This window comes from Falsochrobactrum ovis, from assembly GCF_003259955.1.
Lineage (GTDB): Bacteria > Pseudomonadota > Alphaproteobacteria > Rhizobiales > Rhizobiaceae > Brucella > Brucella ovis_A.
The window spans coordinates 1-17,438 of sequence record NZ_QLMK01000019.1 but is presented as its reverse complement, the minus strand read 5'-3'; the positions used below and the strand labels follow the sequence as shown (position 1 = coordinate 17,438).

The following is a 17,438-nucleotide window of genomic DNA, read 5'->3' as shown; positions in this document are numbered from 1 at the left end:
ACCTAACGATTAAAAACCGCGCTTGTTTCACATTAATTAAGTGAAGGCTGATTTATGCTGGCAAATGGCCACCCGTGCAGCTGTGAGCTTTTGGGTTGTCATCACGAACGCTTAGCGTTCAAGGAAAGAACCGCAATTTTGTTCAATCGCCCGATGATAAACGAGCGCAGCCACTGCAAGATCTGCAGGCGCAATGCCTTTGAAGAAGAATGCTTTTCTACCGACAGAATTCAGCGGTTGTGCCAACAATATTTCGAGGTCCAAATTCACTTGGACCGATGACAGTTCTTTGCCCTCATTATCATAAGGGTGTTGGCTTTGAAGCAAACTGTCAGTCGCAATATGGTCAAACGCGCTAAACCCTTCCGGCTGCCAACTTCGTCCCAAATCGACCATGATCGCGAGCGCATTGGCTCTCATTTTTCTTGCATCAAGAAAGGGAGTAAAGCCTGGGGCTGAAGGCACTGTGCTTATGATAATATCGCAATTTGCCAACACATCGTCAGCTTGTGACGTGACCTGCGCTTCCAATCCGCTATCTTGCGCGAAAGTGGCGAGCTTTTGAGCGGATTCCTCGCTGCGACTGATGCAAAAAACCTGATGTAATGACGGATAGAGATCAAGGAATGCGAGCAAATGCTCCCTTGCCTGCTGTCCGCATCCTACGAAACCAATTGAAAGCGGTTTAGACACCAGCATATATTGTGCAGCCAGAGCGGATAGCGCGGCCGTTCTCACCAACGTTATATAGTTCCCATCCATGATAGCGAGCGGCTGACCAGTCGCGAGATCATTAACGCAAATGACCGAATGGATGTTGTCGAGCTTGGATTGGGCCCTCGTTGGGACAACGGATACCCATTTTACCGCGGCCAGGCCCTTACCGTGCTCATCGCTGACTAATGCTGGCATGGCCTGAAAACTATGCCCGGTAGCAAATGTCAGAGTGGTTTTAGGCTCGAATTTCAAACGCTGCGCTGCAGTGTCTTGTACGGCTTGAGCGAGTGCGGCGCGCAATGCATTTCGTGCCGGAATCAATTGCTCGACTTGTGCTCGTGAAAGATAAAGAAGTTTCTCGGTCATCAAAATCTCTTCGCTGAAAAAGGCCGGATAGTCTCATCGCTAAAATGGACGTTATTTAGCAACTTACTCACGAACACAGCCGTTGCAGGCGCCATAGAAACGCCAGTATGCCCGTGTCCGAAGGCATAGACGATATTCGGGCAACGGCTTGCACGGTCGATCACAGGCATGCTGTCTGGTGTTGATGGCCGATGCCCCATCCACATGTCATGCTCGCCTTGTTCTATCTTGTCTCTTAATTGGGGAAATGAACGTTTGGCATATTCTAAAAGAATTTGCGCACGTTGCCAGCGAGGTGCAGCGTCAAGTCCAGCTAACTCAACCTGTCCGGCAAGCCTTAGCCCGGACAGGGTGGGAACAATCGCCATTTTTCCTTCGGCGTGCATCATGCCGTGGTTAATTGTAAAGCCCGGGTCCTTAATGGTGATGTGATATCCGCGCTCAGAAATTAACGGGATATGATCGCCAAGTTTTGCGGCCAGTGTTTTTGACCACGCGCCGGCTGCTATAACGGCTTGATTGCAGCTGATTTTGCCTAGGTTTGTGAGCACACCGGTGAGATTTCCGCTCTTTAATTCGAAATCATTGACTTCGGCTTTTAAAACTTGTCCACCGCGCGAGACGAACAAATCGCCCAAAGCACGACAAAAAGCGGAAGGGTCAGCCAGTGTCGCTGCTCCTTCAATCAACATGCCGTAGCGATAGTCTGAAGCAAGCGCTGGCTCACAGTGTCGTAGCTCCTGGCGCTCAATCAGACGTACCTTAATATTGTGCCGCCTGCGGAGCTCCCATCCTTTACTATCCGCTTCAAGTTCTTTGCGGTCTCGGTAAATATACATGGTACCGGTCGGTAGAATAAGGTGCTCTACGCCCGCTTCATTTGCGCGAAGCTGATATTGTTCCACAGGGTCTTTCAGCAGTGATAGCCGCTCAACGATCTGCTTCTCGACATGTTTCCAACTCCGCCCCGACCAAAGAAACCGCAACAGCCAACCTGCCAGAGACGGTAGGCATTGCCATCGGATCGTAAAAGGCCCGTTGGGGTTCAGAAGATATCCTGGCACTTCTCGCCAAAGTCCTGGGAGAGACATTGGCATAATTGCTCCGGAGTTGATCCAGCAGCCATTGCCAAAAGATGCTCCCTGGCGTCCGCCAATTTCCTCTCGTTCGATCAGGCAGACCTGTTTGCCTTGATCTTGCAGTGCAAGCGCCGAGAACAATCCAATCAACCCACCGCCGATCACGCAAACTCCTGGCTCCACCCCCATTGCGCGCTTTTGCTTCATTCATCCTCCCCCAAAACGATGTTCATGCGAAGATTGGACACCATCGAATTCCGATTTCAGTTTATCGCTTGCGTGAACAACTGATTTAAAACGGGAAATGGCATATGGCTCTAAAGGCACTTCGTTTGCCCGGCCCAAAATCATATTGGACAAGCAAAGACCAACAGCCGGGCCAATTTGAAAGCCGCCTCCGCTACCGCCAAAGGCGTGAAATAACCCAGCCGTCGTGTCGGAAGGGCCGATAATCGGCAACATATCTGGCAGATAGGCTTCCACGCCTGACCAGACACGGATGATCTCTGCATTACTGAACGCGGGCATATAGCGTGATATAGCCTTCATCCCATTGTGTGTTTTTGCAGGGGGTACGAAAGTGTGCTTGCCGTCTTCATTCGACATGGTGCGAGGGTAGCCTGCAAAAATAAAATTGCCGCGCGATATCTGACGGATAATCAAATCGCCATCGATACTATAAACGCAAGGGGTAAGGACATAAGGCAGTGGTTCTGTAACGAATTGAGGCGGTCCGGCACGAAACATCGGTACGCTTTCGCCAAAATTTTCAGAAATTTTGTCTGCCCAGCCTCCCGCAGCATTGACTAGGATTTCTGATGTAAATCGACGCCCCTTCTGGCTCGTCAACTCAAATCCGCTGGAAGATTTGCGCAGTTCAACAATTTTACAATTCTCGATCACGTGGCCACCAAGCTTTTTAAAAGCGCGGGCTATGGCGGGAGTAGCAAGACGCGGATTGGCGACCGCGCAAGCGGGTGAATAAGATGCAATTAGCGCGTCATCGCTGAGCCAGGGCACGTTTTTCTTTAAAGCATCCCCTTTCCAAATGTCGATGGAAAGTCCACATTCACGAGAGTTCTGCGCGTAATGAAGCAGCTTTTCACGGCTTTGCTCATTATGAGCGAAATAGACCATGCCGTTGCGTTCATATTCGCAAGACCCGCCGAATTCCTGCTCGAAATTATCCCAATATTTTTGCGCTAACAGAGAGAGCGGATATTGTTGCTTCGCACGTCCTTGTAGCCGTAGCCCGCCAAAATTCGCGCCACTTGACGCAGCCCCGACATAACTGCTTTCGATGAGTTGAACGCTCCGACCAGCTTTTGCGAGAAAATAAGCAGTGGCAACGCCAAACATTCCACCGCCGATGACGATAACATCTTGCTTCTTATGCATGATCTTGCTCGCCTAATGTCTCAGCACTCTCACTTTGACCAATGGGTATGGGGCGGAAGGGAGCCTGAGCGCGCAATCTTCCGACAGAGTAGGGTGTCTTGCCTGATGCAGAAATTACGATTTCCTGAAGAGTTTGATTGCAATAGCGACCCTGACAGCGGCCCATTCCGCAACGGGTAATCGCTTTGATCCGGTTTACTTCCGTATGGGCAATATCCGCTTTGATTGCTTGGTGTATTTCGCCTGCCGTTACGCGTTCACAACGGCAAATATAGGTGTCATCGGAAATTAACGATGCACACTCTGCTGGCCAATGGAAGGCTGTCGACATTTCGCGTTGAAAATTCCGTAAACGCTCAACCTTATTGCGTAATTTCGCGAATTCCTGTTGGTTCGGGTGGATATTTCGTTGACCAAGCATAGCAAGCGCGGCCAAACGTCCAGAAGCTGCTGCCGCTTCCGCCCCGCCGATAGCTACACAATCTCCGGCGAGCCAAAGATCTTGGGTTGCCTGTCCCTGACTGTCTATGCATGGCAACCACTGGCGAAAACGAGCATCAAAGCGAAATTGAGCGCCGGCGAGTTCTGCCAATTGCGTTTCGGGTTTTAAACCGAAGCCAAATGCGACGGCGTCGCATTCAATTTGTTGTAAGCGGTCGCGGCCATCGGTATAGATCACCGAACGAACGTTTGTCTCGCCTTCGAAACGCACAAGGCGGACACCGTTTCTGATTTTGATACCACAGGCTTTGAGCTCTGCGATCAGCCCCACTCCTTCCGCCAACGTCTTTAAGGAGTAGCGTGCCATATGGTAGGCCGCTTTATATTTGGCGACCGCGGCGGTGGTGTCTAAAATAGTGATATCGCGAAAACCTAACCGCGCATATTGTGCCGCGGCCAGATAAAGAAGCGGCGAAGAGCCAGCAAATACTATTTTCTGACCGATCGCGCTGCCATGAGTTTTCAGCGCAACCTGGGCTCCTCCGAGTGAATAAATTCCGGCCAACTGCCAACCATTGACGGCCATGATGCGGTCAGTTGCCCCAATGGCAATTAATAATTGTCGATAGGGGATCTCTTTTTGTGAACGATCCGATATGGTGGAGATCGTATTATTGTAAATCGCCCAAGCCATAGTGTTGGAGCGGTAATCGCACTGAGAAAGAACTTGGTCTTCAATTTGTTGGCGCTTGCGAATTTTTTTGTATTGTCTGCGCCCGAATATTTTATCGCCGAAACTCTCAATTCCCGGATGAAGTCGACGGGTACCTTGTCCTCCCGGGAAGTTGGTTTCTTCCAAAATAATCGGACGGATTCCCGCTTCAACAAAGGTTTTGGCGGCAGCTAATCCGGCTGGCCCCGCCCCAATAATGACCGGTGGTAAAACGGATTGATTGCACGTCATGATGAAAGCCCGTATAGCGGCGCGCGGCTTAAAAGCTTCTGATGTTCTTCCACCAATGACCGGCAGGCGCGTAGGCGCTCACCCGTTTGCGTCCAAATAGAACAATCTTGACACGCTCCCATGAGGCAAAAGCCAGCACGCGGCGCACCGTCAAATTCTGAGAACGACAGGTACGACTGCTCACGCAGCAGCGCCGAAATTATCGTTTCACCACGGAATGCCGGAATCGGGCGGTTGTCAAAATAAATCGTAAGGTCAGACTTATCCTCCGACCTTAGAGTGAGAAACTGACTATCACCCATAATGGGCCCCTGTTATCGTACTGCAATAATTAGTATGGCATAATGGTAAGGTGAAGCTTTTGCGTTTGTCAATTGAAATAGCTATAAGGGCTTTATTAGCTTGCCGACATGGAGTGCGCGGCCGCAATCACCAGATTGGCGAACTGTGCGGGCACATCTTCACGTTTATAACGCGCAAGGGTGACGGCCACGCTTACAGCGCCGATGACTTGCCCGTTAGGCTGCACGATAGGGGCGGCAATAGATGCATCAGCGTGATAGATTTCTTCATAGGCAGTTGCAAAACCTGCGGCACGTGCCTCAGCAATCATAGCCATGATTCGTTCCGGATCCGTCGGCGTGTCGCGTGTATAGCTTCGAATATCCGAGGCGGCGAGTATTTCTAGGACACGTTCGCGGGGCAGGCGAGAAAGAATGGCGCGGCCTGGCGCGGTACAGAAAGCCGGCAACCGGGACCCGATAATCACATCCGTATTCAGCAAATGCCTGCTAAGAAACCTCGTTACGAATACAATTTCATGATTATCCAGCACTGTCAGGTTGACGGTTTCTTCCGTCTGTTTGCTTAAATGCTGGAGTATCGGCATTGCTCGATCAACGAGTTTTGAACTTCCGATGAAGTGGTAAGCCAAATCAAGAGCTTTGATTGAGAGCTCATATTGCCGACTTTGCGGATTTTTGTCCAAATATCCCAACTCATGCAATGTATGAGCAAATCTCTGCGCCGTGCTGATATCGATTTCAGCTTTCTGAGCAAGTTGTGACAGCGTCATAGCTGGGTTGTAGCGGTCAAAAGACCGAAGAATATTGAACGCTTTAGCGACGGATTGAACCATTAGCGGATTCGATCTTTTTTTGCTGGTCGCTGTTTTGCTCATTTCACCCCACTCCTGCTTTTGCATCTCAATAATAAAATAACAATCCGCTACCCGCCAAAGCAAAATTCTTACTGATTTCATTCCTCTTACGACGAAAAAATCCAAAAGAGTCGCAACTTTCCCTTGACGACGGCCGACTTCCTTGTTTCTATATAATAATAAGTATTGCAATACAATAACGGAGGCGCAGTTGAGCGACTTTATTCTCACCGAAACGATTGGGGCCGTTCGCCGAATAACTTTGAACCGGCCGGAGAAGCTCAACGCATGGAACAAGGTCATGCGCGATCAGCTCATTGCGGCATTAAAAGACGCCGAACAGAATGATGCTGCCCGCGCTGTCATTCTCACCGGTGCTGGTGATCGCGCATTCGGTGCGGGTCAGGATCTAAGCGAAAGCAAGACTTTTGATGCATCAAGCGCAGAAGGTTGGATGGCTGAATGGAAGACGCTTTATTCGCTGTTCCGTGATTCTTCTAAGCCGATTGTTGCAGCCCTGAACGGTGTCGCCGCCGGTTCTGCTTTTCAGATCGCGCTGCTCTGTGATCTGCGTGTGGCGCATCGAGGCGTGACGATGGGTCAGCCTGAAATCAATTCAGGCATACCGACCGTAACAGGCAACTGGATTATGCGTGAAATGATTGGCCTTTCACGCACGATCGATCTGACCTTGACCGGGCGCATGCTGGACGCTGAAGAAGCCTATTCTATCGGTCTGATTTCGCGTCTGGTGGACAGAGAGAAAGTCCAAGGCGAGGCGATGGAGCTAGCTAATCTTTTAGCATCTAAGCCTCCGGTTGCGATGCGTCTTAACCGTCAGAGGATTGCTGAAGTAACCCAGCAAGGTTTTGACGAGGCCATGCAGTCAGGCATTCGCATTCAAACTGAAGCCTACGCGACAGGTGAACCGCAGGCAATGATGGAGAAATTCTTTGCGGAGAGAGCTGCTCGTAAAATGGGGACATAAGTCTCCACATTCAGGGGCCCGATAATTCGCGGCCATTAAGCACAGGACGAGACCCTTCCACGATTGGGAGAATTGGCGATCCGGGACGCTCGTCGAATGACAAAGGGGATGAAATGAAAAAATCTGTATTTGAAATTAGTCGTCGGACGCTGCTTCTTGGAGGAGCTGCCGCTCTTGCTATGCCGATGATCAATCGCAAAGCTTGGGCGAAGGAAAGTTTGGTTGTCGCGGATCCAGGTGGTCCGTTCACGCAAGGTTATCGTGCAGCTTTTTACGATGACTTCACGGCTGAAACCGGAATTGAAATTCAAGGAGTGGCTCGCGACGCAGAGCCGACTGCACAATTTAAATCAATTGTCGAAACGGGTTCCTATATTTGGGATGTCTGCACGGCGACTTTATCAGCTCGCCTCATTCTTGAGCGCGACGATCTGCTTGAGCCACTCAATATTCCGGCTGAAGCGGTGATTGATGTGATGCCAGAAGCAGTTCATTCCAATATGCTCGGTACTGACGTTTATTCAACCGTACTCGCTTATAATAAAGAGACTTGCCCGAAGGCTCCAACGCGCTGGGCTGATTTTTGGAATCTCGAAGAGTTTCCGGGCCGCCGTTCTTTACGCAAGAACCCGCTTGATACGATTGAGATCGCATTGATGGCTGACGGGGTCGAGCCTAAAGATCTTTATCCGCTTGATTTGGATCGTGCTTTCCGCAAGCTTGATGAGATCAAAGATCATATCGACGTTTGGTGGACGGGTGGGGCACAATCGACCCAGCTTCTTGAAAGTGGTGAAGTCGACATGATTGCCGGGTGGAACGCACGTTTCCAAGCTGCGATTGACAATGGTGCTCCGGCAGAAATCGTATGGAACCAGGGACTTTATTCAATTGAAGGCTGGGTCGTACCAAAAGGCTGCCCAAAGGCTGATCTAGCGCGTGAATTTGTTGCATTCTGTGCGCAGGCCAGGCAGCAGGCTAAATTTACGCCCTATCTTGCTTATGGCCCAACCAACTTGAAAGCCTATGACTTCATTCCGCCAGAGCGTGCGACGATTCTGCCGACCGCTCCGCAAAATCTGAGCAAGATGTCCTTGGCTTCTGACCCCTATTGGCTTGAGCATCGCAATGCCGTGACCGAACGTTTCAACGGCTGGCTGCTCCAGTAAGGCAAGTTAGACGGGAGGGTGCTTGTTCGCTCTCCTGTTATCCCCGATCTGAAAAGTGCTCCTAGGCCGACGCGGCTTAGCGAAAAATATTATACTACGGAGTAGTAATGACTGAGGACGTCCGCTCTGAGAAACTGTCGCTCGATGGTATCTCCAAGAAATATGGCGATTTCACTGCACTGAAATCGACGCAGCTCACCATTATGGATGGAGAGTTCCTCACATTGCTTGGACCGTCGGGATCAGGAAAAACAACACTTCTTCAAATCATTTCTGGACTGGTGAAGCCTACGACCGGAAGAATGTTTTTTGAGAGCGAAGATTGGACGCACCGTCCGGTCAATGCGCGTGGTATGGGCATGGTGTTCCAGCATTATGCCTTGTTTCCGCATATGACTGTCTCTGAAAATATTGCCTTTCCTCTCAAAATGCGCGGAATGAGACAGACGGAAATCGCCCAAAAAGTCACTGAAACGCTGGATAAAGTTCAGTTGGGTGCGTTTGGCCATCGTTTCCCACGCGAGCTTTCCGGCGGGCAACAACAACGCGTGGCCTTGGCTCGCTGCTTTGTCTATCGTCCGAAAATCATTCTCATGGACGAGCCGCTGGGTGCGCTCGACAAATCGTTGCGCGAAAATATGCAGCTCGAAATCCGCCGTCTCCATCAAGAATTTGGGACGACGGTCATTTACGTAACCCACGACCAAGAAGAAGCTCTGGTCATGTCGGATCGTATCTGTGTGATGAACCACGCACAGATTGAACAGATTGCACCACCGCGGGAAATCTATCTTAATCCCGAGACCGTGTTTGCCGCGTCATTTATCGGCCAGTCCAATATCATCGAGGGAAAACGGATCTCGGCCGACGCCAATACGGCGACGATTGAAACAGCTGTCGGATGTTTTACCGGTCGTCTCACTGCCCGTGACAGGCAAAGCCAAAAGTTGGCTCTGGTCATCCGTCCTGAACATATTTTTGTAGGAAAACCGCAATCCACGGATCAAGACAGTATTGAAGGTGTGCTGAAAGATACCGTCTATATCGGGTCCGATGTGAGGCTTTTGGTCAAATTGTCCGATGGAAGCCAGTTCAGTGTGCGTCACGACCCGCTTGCAACCAATTTGCCGTCTGCTGGTGATAAAATCTGCCTTCACTGGAATCGTTCTGTTGCGAGGATCGTATCATGACGAATTCAGCAAGAGCCTGGAGACCCGACCCAATATGGCTTGCAACGCCAGCCTTGCTGCTGCTTGCCATTTTCTTTCTGCTCCCAATGTTTCGACTTTTGGGATTGAGTTTCACCGATGAAGCGCAGGGAAGTTTTTCGCTCGCCAATTATGAGCGCTTGGGCGACAGTCTTCTTTACTGGCGAATTTTAGGGATTACCCTCAAAATCTCAGCCTGGACCGCTGTTTTCTCAGTGCTTTTTGGCTATCCAATTGCCATGTGGCTATCGGGCCTTGAAGACCGAAAGCGCGCCAATATGCTGATGCTGGTACTTTTGCCTTTTTGGACATCCTATCTGGTCAAAACCTTCGCTTGGATGATCCTTCTGGGCAAAAATGGCGTCTTCAATTCCATCCTCGTGGGTTCCGGCCTTTCCGAACGGCCTGCCAATCTGATGTACAATGAACTCGGCGTCTTGATTGGTATGGTTCATGCCATGATACCACTTGCCGTGCTTTCGATGCTTCCGGTTATGTCTGGAATCGACAATCGTCTGACGCTTGCCGCCTCAACCATGGGCGCTAGCCGTTCAGATCGTTTCTGGCTGGTTTATTTCCCGCTCTCAATGCCCGGCGTGGTGGCTGCTGGTCTATTGACCTTCATTACCTCGCTTGGCTTTTTTATTGTCCCGGCTTTCCTGGGTGGGCGCCAGCAGACCATGCTTGCGCAGGCTATCATCACGCAGGTACAGGAAATCGTTAACTGGCCGTTTGCAGCGGTACTTGCAACCTTACTGGTTGCAGCAGCCTTGGTGGTTATCGGAATTTATAATAAGCTTTTTGGGCTTTCGTCGCTATCTTCTGGAAATGGCGTGCAAAGCAAAAAAGCTTTGTCGCCCGATAGTGCATTACGAAGGCTTGGCTACGGAATATTGGCGCTCATTGCCCGGATACTCCGCCCACTCGACCGTATTTTACCGTCAAATGGCAGCGGCAGTCCGGTAAGAACCATTTATGTGGTCGTGCTTATTGCTTTTCTTATGCTGCCAGGCCTGATTGTAATACCACTGAGCTTTACCTCCGGTCGAAGTTTGGCGTTCCCACCTCCCGGCTTTTCCTTACGTTGGTTTGAGCAATATTTTAACTCGACGATTTGGATGAGCGCGACGATGCGTTCCTTCGGGGTTGCCTTTGCCACCGCATTTTTTGCAACCATTTTGGGTGGTCTGGCGGCGTTGGCGCTGTCGCGCAGTTCGTCACGGTTGAATGGTTTGATCTTCGGACTGATTTTGGCGCCGATGATTGTGCCCAGAATCGTGATTGCAGTGGGCCTGTTTTACCTGATGGCGCAGATCGGCCTTGTAGCAACCGATACGGGCTTGGTGATTGGCCATACGCTCTTGGCGCTGCCCTATGCGTTTATCACCATTGGTTCAGTTTTGAAAAATTATGACTGGCGTCTCAATCAGGCGGCGGAAACCATGGGCGCGGGCAAATTCACTGTGTTGCGGTTGATTACCATTCCACTGTTACGCGGGGGGCTGCTCTCTGCCGCTTTGTTCGCCTTTGTGACGTCATTGGATGAACTTACCATAGCGATCTTCGTTTCGGGTGGTTTGAAATCGACATTACCGAAGCAGATGTGGGACGACATGTTCCTACAACTCAATCCTACGCTGGCTGCGGTCTCCGTCATTGTGTTGCTGATCGTGACGGTCATTCTGCTGCTCGCGCGTAAACTTGAAAGATAATTCAAAGAAACCTCCCTTCTGACTTTGAATACTAAGGATGCAAGATGCATATCCATGGATTGGTGCGGTCGTTTTTAGACCGCGCGCATAACAGCGCGCAAAATACTTATGCGACATTGAACGGTCAGTTGTGCAATTTTGGCGACCTATACCGAGCGTCAGAAGCTATCGGTCAGGTTCTGGCGGATGCCGGTATACAGGCGGGCGACCGTGTCGTTGTGATGATGCCCAATAGCCCATATTCGTTGGCATTGGTTTTCGCTTTGCTGCGTCGCGGCTTGGTTTGGGTTCCGGTAAATCCAACACTTATCGGCAATGCGCTCGACAATGTATTCGAGACAACGCAACCCAAGCTGGCATTTTGTGAAGAAAACATCGTCGAAACTGTACGCAAAAGCGCAGAGTTGACTGGGACCGCGATTGAACTTGTCACAGATACCAGCTTTCCCGAATATAGGGGAGATGCGCCTGTGGTTGACTTACCGCAGCCGCAGGATCTGGCCGCCATCATGTTTACCTCTGGCACCACGGGGCCTGCCAAGGGTGTGATGGTCACGCATATGATGCTGGAACTTGCTTGCCATTCGGTAGCCCTTTGCACGGATTTAAAGCCCGGCGACAAATTTTTCATGTGGGAGCCGTTCTATCATATTGGCGGTGCGCAAGTTATCTTATTGCCTCTGTTTCATGATATCACACTGTCAATGACAGAGCGTTTCAGCGCTTCCCAATTTTGGAAGCAAGTCAGCGAGACAGAATCCACCCATATTCATCACCTCGGTGGCATCATACAGATTCTGCTCAAGCAGCCCGAAGGCCAATATGACAAAAATCACAAGGTAAGAGTCGCGTGGGGTGGGGGCTGCGCACCTTCCGTATGGCGCGCTTTTGAAGAACGTTTCGGCGTTCAGATCCGTGAATGTTATGGCATGACCGAATGCTCATCGCTCACCACTTATAATGACGAAAATGTTCTCGGTTCGGTGGGGCGTCCACTTCCTTATTTCGACGTCAGACTGGTTGATGAAAACGGAAAAATTCTCGGCCCCGGCGAAGGCAATGGCGAAATCGTCGTGACCACCACTCTGCCGGGCGCGATTACCGCTGGATATTATCGCAACCCGGAAGCAACCGCGAAGGCAGTGCGGCCCGATGGTTTTTACACCGGCGATTTAGGCTCGTGGAATGAGGATGGACATCTCTTTTTCCACGGACGGACGGGCGACTCCATTCGCTGCAAAGGCGAAAATGTTTCGGCCTATGAGGTCGAAAGCGTCGCCAATCGCCACCCGGATATAGAAGAATCTGCCTTGGTTGGGGTCAAGGCCGAAATCGGTGAGTATGATATTCACCTTTTTATTGAACCACGCGCCGGCGTAAAGCCAAACCCGTTAGAAATCTGGGAATGGCTTTCCAGTCGTTTGGCGCCTTTTCAACGCCCTCGATATATCTCGTTCGTTGAGCATTTTCCGCGGACACCTAGCCAGAGGATACAAAAACATCTTCTGGACACTAGACCTGAAACACGCTGGGAGGCACCACAATTGGTGAAAGGTAAATAATATGAGCAGTGATGTTTTGATTACTGGCAGTGGGATGTTTGCAGGGCGCATCGCTTTGGATATTGCGTCAACCGCGAAAACGCCCATCAATGTAGTTATCGCTGGCCGAAACAAAATGCGGCTTGATTGGCTCAAAACCGCGGGCAATGCGCGAGCAGCGATGTTCTCCACACCAGCTCGGTTTTCAACGGTGGAAGTCGATATGGTCGCCGAAGGCGCTAGCGACTGGCTGCTTGATAAATGCAATCCTCGCATTGTCGTTCAGGCCGCATCAATCCAGACCTCAACCGTAATATCTGACAAGGGCAATCGCTGGACGGAGTTGGTCGCCGAAGGCGGCTTGAGCGCGACAGCAGTCTTTCAGTCGTTGATTTCCTCACGGATGGCGGCAGCAATTTCCAAACGTAAAAACCGTCCGGTACTCATCAACTGTTCGTTCCCAGATGTGGTCAACGGTATCATCAAAGCCATGGGTTATGATGTGCTGTGCGGCACCGGCAATGTGGCAATACTTTCCAATGTTTTCGCTGGAGCTTACGACAAGAGTTCAGGTCCTTTGCGAACCATTGCGCATTATCAGTGTCTTTCAGCTTGGCGTAAACCGCCGGAAGAGCGTGAAGGTGCGATCGCTCCTCTGGTCTATGTAGGCGAACAAAAAATCGATGACGTGTTTGAGACTTTCAAACAGTGTCAGCTTACCCCGGAGCCCGCGATTGAAATATCGGGCGCATCGGGCGTAACTCTTATTCTGGCTTTGGTTGCAAAAACATCTTGGAGCGGACATGCGCCAGGGCCAGACGGCCTTCCGGGCGGCTATCCTGTGAGGCTAGAAAATAATGAACTCATGCTTGACCTGCCAAAATCTATCACGCGCGGTGAAGCAATCGCGTGGAATGCCGGGTTCGAACAAAGCAATGGTTTGGTGGTCAAAGATCAAACCATTCATTATCATGGCAAGCTTAAAAGCCTGTTGGAAGAAGAAAAATTTGAGTTTGCCGCAGGTTTCGAAGCAAAAGACCTCGAACAGGTCTGTAATATCATGATTTCGTTGCGCGACCGCCTGATGAAAGTGGCCGCCTAACGACTTTCCGTCGGATCGCGTCTTTGCCAGCCCCCCGGCTAAGGGCAGGTCCGACGGTCCCCCGATTGTGGTGTTGGTTTAAAATCGGCCTCCGATTGACCACACCACAATCATTATTTCTGCGGAGCGCGTCATAAATAACCATTCCGGTTCCCGCTCAGTAGAGTGGAGCTTGTCCTTCGTCTATGCAATTATGGTACTGGCACGAACATCTGTCGTGGCAGTAATTCCAATTCTTGCGCTCAATTTTTTAGCACAGGCAAGCCATATTAGTGCGCTCTATCTGGCGGCGAGCCTTGTCTGTCTCATATTCAGCATATTTTTGCCGAAACTCATTTCAACTTTTGGCTTATTGCAATCGCTTTTTCTAGCATCACTATTCGGTTTGCTATCGGCAGCCTCGTTCTTTGCAAATAATGCTGACTTTCTTTTCCCGGGATTATTGTTTCAATTCATGATGTTGACGGTTTTTGAAAGCGCCATCAACATTTATACGACCCAACTTATCCCACGGCGTGAGCTTTCATATTTTGAGTCGCGGCGCGTTCTATTTTCTGGGGCTTCCTATTTAGCTGGTCCATTATTAGGCGGATGGGCAATCTATATGGAGGCGACTTGGATTGTTTTAACCATAAGTGCAGTCTGTGCGGTGGCCGTTCCAATCTCGCTGATCACATTGGTTCCAGCCGCTGCAACGCTGAAGCAATCCGCTAAGCTCTCAACGCCTAGCACTAAGGACGTGGCATTGTTTGCGGCGCAGCCAAGGCTTGTTCTTGCGTGGTTTTTGGCTGTTACGCGGTCATCCTGGTGGCAAATATATGGGGTCTACACACCCATCTTCGCAGTTAAAGCCGGTCTTGGCTCCGCCGCTGGCGGTCTTATTATCGCTATCGGTTCGGCTATGCTGATGCTTGCGCCTTTCTGGCAAGTGTTTTCGCGCAAATATGGGTTGCGTTTAACATTTTTCTACGGATATTTGAGCTGTGGATTGATGACAATTGCAGGGGGACTTCTCGGAAAGGATTATCCACTTTTGTCTGTCGCTTTATTGGTAGGCGGCGCTGTTGCAATCAGTGCGGTTGATAGCGGAGGAAATGCACCTTTCCTACGGGCAGTACGCCCCCATCAACGAATAAAAATGGTCCCACTTTATAATACTTATCGTGAATTAGCCCAGATTGCACCCTCGGCCATTCTAGCGATTCTTTTGATTTATTTGAGTGTATCATCTGTTTTTACAATAGCTGGATTATTTCTTACCGGCGCGTCTTTTTATTGTCTAAAACTTAATAAGCGTCTTTAGATGCTAAGTAAGTAGCTAATGCGCTGAGATATACCCAAGAATGAACTTGGCATATAGATTTGAGTATTGACAGAACTGTCTTAATCTATTGTTTCTAAAATAGCTAATTTAGCTTTTGTGACTCGATGAGAGGCGGTTCGCAATTGGACGGAAATTCAATTTCTATAAACCGTTTGGAAGAGATTCCCGGGGCTGAACTCTTGGCTTCCAGTGCAAAATGGAATTGGCCGAATTTATTGGTCTGCACCACTCGCATCGGGCCATTTTCTAAAAGCTTTTTATCGAACCGGTCACTTCTGGTGTCGATGGTTACCAGCGGTAGCCTATGCGGACGGTGGAAAATTGGTTCAGAATATGCCGATCTGAACCTGCGTCCCGGTACGATTTTCATAATACCGCCGCATATTTCATTCGCTGTCGAGGTAATCTCTAACGCTGAGCTAATCAATATTTATATTAATAGCTCTTTGTTGGAGCAGGTTATTGAAGAATATTCTTCTATGGCTGACAGCACGTTTAATATTCGTTCTAATCTTTTTGTGGTTGACGAATTTATGGAGCAATCCGTCCTTTCGATAAAGGAAATACTACATAATGGCGGCACTTTTTCCGGTGTTGAAGCGCAATATTTCGCGCGCGTTCTGGTCGGGCGCATCATCACGCGATATTCCTCGCCCGCTTCCAAAGAACAGGCGGTTGAAAATGGCCTGCCACCGGGCGTTGTTCAGAAAACCATAGAGTTTATTAATCTGAATCTTCACAAACGAATTGCCAATGAACAACTTGCTGATTTGGCGGGAGTTGGTGCGGCTCAGTTTGGACGCTTATTCAAACGTACGATGGATATGACGCCCCATCAATATATTATCCGAAGTCGGATAGAGCGGGCCCGCACCTTACTAACGGAAACCGACATGCCGATCGTAGAGATTGCGCAAGAATGCGGTTTTGCCGATCAGGTTCATTTAACCCGATTTTTTGGTCGTATAATGGGCACGAGTCCCGCTTCCTTCAGACGAAAGAGCAAAAGTGCTCGCCGATAGGGAAATTAATTTGTCCCATATGTCCGTTTTATACAAAAAACGTTGATATCTGCATAGAAATAGATTTTTGAATGCATCAGCTTCGTCCTGGGTAATTTTAACTTTGAGGGCGTGGCTTAGCAAAACAAACCGGAACGGCAAATATAGCGGATGTTTGTCAGCATAAACGGTAAGTTTATGCGCACTCATTACTGGTTTATTCGCGCGTAATATTATGGAATATCGTGTTCCTTTAGGTTTGTTCTGACGGCCATATAGTGCTGGCTTCCGCACGCCTCTCATTGCTTAGAGTTTGTTTAGGAGAGGGAATATGGTGGCGGTCGTAACTAACAAGCAGAGTGGTGTTTCAAGCACGATTTCTGGAAGCGACATTGTTCTTTCCGCACCGAGTGTGGTGAAGTTGTCGCTAAATCCTAGTGCGATCGCTGATTATCAGCGGCTGGGCAATGATCTTATAATCCAGCTTCATAACGGGCAGTCGATCCGTTTAGTAAATTTTTATGCACATGACAGCGAAATTGTTATCGAAGATGATGACGGCAAGCTCTGGCTCGGTCAGCATTCAGAAGGGCTGGCCGATTTCAATTTTGCAGAAATTCAATCCGTAGATCAGTTGGCCGGTGGAGCGGGTGATCTCGGTCCGGTTCTTCTTGGCATTTTGGGACTGGGGGCAGGCGCGGCTATTATCGCTGCTGCTTCGGACGATGACGACGATATAGATGTAGATGTTGGCGCGGACCCAGATGATACGGATGCTGACGCGGATGCCGATGCGGATGCTGACGCGGATGCTGACGCAGATGCTGATGCGGACGCCGATGCTGATGCTGACGCTGACGCGGATGCCGATGCTGATGCGGATGCTGACGCCGATGCTGATGCGGATGCTGACGCGGATGCCGACGCCGATGCCGATGCGGATGCGGATGCAGATGCGGATGCCGACGCAGATGCTGATGCGGACGCCGATGCTGATGCCGACGCGGATGCAGATGCGGATGCCGACGCCGATGCGGATGCCGATGCTGATGCCGACGCGGATGCGGATGCAGATGCGGATGCGGATGCCGATGCTGATGCCGACGCTGATGCTGACGCGGATGCTGATGCTGACGCCGATGCTGATGCGGATGCCGACGCCGACGCCGATGCTGACGCGGATGCTGATGCGGATGCCGACGCCGATGCGGATGCGGATGCCGACGCAGATGCTGATGCGGACGCCGATGCTGATGCCGACGCGGATGC

The 17,438-nt window shown here is 50.2% G+C and carries 15 protein-coding genes; 9 read left to right on the top strand and 6 right to left on the bottom strand.

Translation table 11 applies throughout. From position 1 onward, the window contains the following. Positions 1-111 precede the first annotated feature (111 nt). The 6 genes from C7374_RS14260 to C7374_RS14235 all read right to left on the bottom strand — a co-directional run bounded on the left by C7374_RS14260 (position 112) and on the right by C7374_RS14235 (position 6,427). Positions 112-1,083 (bottom strand): NAD(P)-binding domain-containing protein, encoded by a 972-nt coding sequence (locus C7374_RS14260; RefSeq protein ID WP_111576296.1) that lies wholly within the window; start codon positions 1,081-1,083, stop codon positions 112-114. Next, positions 1,083-2,369: an NAD(P)/FAD-dependent oxidoreductase gene (locus C7374_RS14255; RefSeq protein WP_111576295.1), complete on the bottom strand. Its 1,287-nt coding sequence runs from the start codon at positions 2,367-2,369 to the stop codon at positions 1,083-1,085. The genes C7374_RS14260 and C7374_RS14255 overlap by 1 nt, the downstream gene beginning before the upstream one ends. Then, positions 2,370-3,560 (bottom strand): NAD(P)/FAD-dependent oxidoreductase, encoded by a 1,191-nt coding sequence (locus C7374_RS14250; protein WP_111576294.1) that lies wholly within the window; start codon positions 3,558-3,560, stop codon positions 2,370-2,372. Next, positions 3,553-4,965, bottom strand: a complete 1,413-nt coding sequence (locus tag C7374_RS14245; RefSeq protein WP_111576293.1) for an FAD/NAD(P)-dependent oxidoreductase — start codon at positions 4,963-4,965, stop codon at positions 3,553-3,555. Before C7374_RS14245 ends, C7374_RS14250 begins: the two co-directional genes overlap by 8 nt. Continuing rightward, complete coding sequence (locus tag C7374_RS16600; RefSeq protein WP_111576292.1) at positions 4,962-5,267, bottom strand: (2Fe-2S)-binding protein; 306 nt, start codon at positions 5,265-5,267, stop codon at positions 4,962-4,964. Before C7374_RS16600 ends, C7374_RS14245 begins: the two co-directional genes overlap by 4 nt. A 95-nt stretch (positions 5,268-5,362) precedes the next feature. Continuing rightward, positions 5,363-6,427: an IclR family transcriptional regulator gene (locus C7374_RS14235; RefSeq protein ID WP_245412684.1), complete on the bottom strand. Its 1,065-nt coding sequence runs from the start codon at positions 6,425-6,427 to the stop codon at positions 5,363-5,365. Here C7374_RS14235 and C7374_RS14230 point away from each other — a divergent pair. The 9 genes from C7374_RS14230 to C7374_RS14190 all read left to right on the top strand — a co-directional run. Then, positions 6,336-7,112, top strand: coding sequence for an enoyl-CoA hydratase/isomerase family protein (locus C7374_RS14230; RefSeq protein WP_111576291.1), 777 nt, complete (start codon positions 6,336-6,338; stop codon positions 7,110-7,112). The genes C7374_RS14235 and C7374_RS14230 overlap by 92 nt on opposite strands. A 113-nt stretch (positions 7,113-7,225) precedes the next feature. Further along, entirely contained in the window at positions 7,226-8,281 is a 1,056-nt protein-coding gene (locus tag C7374_RS14225) for an ABC transporter substrate-binding protein (RefSeq protein ID WP_111576290.1), read from the top strand. Between the two features lie 107 nt (positions 8,282-8,388). Beyond that, the gene (locus C7374_RS14220) at positions 8,389-9,471 is read left to right on the top strand and encodes an ABC transporter ATP-binding protein (protein WP_111576289.1); all 1,083 of its coding nucleotides are present in this window, start codon (positions 8,389-8,391) and stop codon (positions 9,469-9,471) included. Then, positions 9,468-11,201 (top strand): ABC transporter permease subunit, encoded by a 1,734-nt coding sequence (locus C7374_RS14215; RefSeq protein ID WP_111576288.1) that lies wholly within the window; start codon positions 9,468-9,470, stop codon positions 11,199-11,201. Before C7374_RS14220 ends, C7374_RS14215 begins: the two co-directional genes overlap by 4 nt. A gap of 44 nt (positions 11,202-11,245) precedes the next feature. Then, the gene (locus C7374_RS14210) at positions 11,246-12,763 is read left to right on the top strand and encodes a class I adenylate-forming enzyme family protein (RefSeq protein WP_111576287.1); all 1,518 of its coding nucleotides are present in this window, start codon (positions 11,246-11,248) and stop codon (positions 12,761-12,763) included. A gap of 1 nt (position 12,764) precedes the next feature. Next, positions 12,765-13,844: a hypothetical protein gene (locus C7374_RS14205; RefSeq protein ID WP_111576286.1), complete on the top strand. Its 1,080-nt coding sequence runs from the start codon at positions 12,765-12,767 to the stop codon at positions 13,842-13,844. Between the two features lie 172 nt (positions 13,845-14,016). Next, on the top strand, positions 14,017-15,147 hold the full coding sequence (locus C7374_RS14200; protein WP_146612741.1) for an MFS transporter: 1,131 nt from the start codon (positions 14,017-14,019) through the stop codon (positions 15,145-15,147). 143 nt (positions 15,148-15,290) lie between these two features. Further along, a complete protein-coding gene (locus tag C7374_RS14195) occupies positions 15,291-16,190 on the top strand; it encodes a helix-turn-helix domain-containing protein (RefSeq protein WP_245412683.1) in 900 nt (299 codons plus the stop codon). Between the two features lie 310 nt (positions 16,191-16,500). Then, on the top strand, positions 16,501-17,438 hold a 938-nt coding region (locus C7374_RS14190), incomplete at its 3' end, for a BapA/Bap/LapF family prefix-like domain-containing protein (RefSeq protein ID WP_111576283.1).

Bases quoted from the DNA above. Each gene is read 5' to 3' on its own strand.
- C7374_RS14220 (WP_111576289.1), top strand. From the start codon at position 8,389: ATGACTGAGGACGTCCGCTCTGAGAAACTGTCGCTCGATGGTATCTCC.
- C7374_RS14205 (WP_111576286.1), top strand. From the start codon at position 12,765: ATGAGCAGTGATGTTTTGATTACTGGCAGTGGGATGTTTGCAGGGCGC.
- C7374_RS14235 (WP_245412684.1), bottom strand. From the start codon at position 6,427: ATGACCTTGTTCCATGCGTTGAGCTTCTCCGGCCGGTTCAAAGTTATT.
- C7374_RS14225 (WP_111576290.1), top strand. From the start codon at position 7,226: ATGAAAAAATCTGTATTTGAAATTAGTCGTCGGACGCTGCTTCTTGGA.
- C7374_RS14255 (WP_111576295.1), bottom strand. From the start codon at position 2,369: ATGAAGCAAAAGCGCGCAATGGGGGTGGAGCCAGGAGTTTGCGTGATC.
- C7374_RS14215 (WP_111576288.1), top strand. From the start codon at position 9,468: ATGACGAATTCAGCAAGAGCCTGGAGACCCGACCCAATATGGCTTGCA.
- C7374_RS16600 (WP_111576292.1), bottom strand. From the start codon at position 5,267: ATGGGTGATAGTCAGTTTCTCACTCTAAGGTCGGAGGATAAGTCTGAC.
- C7374_RS14245 (WP_111576293.1), bottom strand. From the start codon at position 4,965: ATGACGTGCAATCAATCCGTTTTACCACCGGTCATTATTGGGGCGGGG.
- C7374_RS14260 (WP_111576296.1), bottom strand. From the start codon at position 1,083: ATGACCGAGAAACTTCTTTATCTTTCACGAGCACAAGTCGAGCAATTG.
- C7374_RS14250 (WP_111576294.1), bottom strand. From the start codon at position 3,560: ATGCATAAGAAGCAAGATGTTATCGTCATCGGCGGTGGAATGTTTGGC.
- C7374_RS14210 (WP_111576287.1), top strand. From the start codon at position 11,246: ATGCATATCCATGGATTGGTGCGGTCGTTTTTAGACCGCGCGCATAAC.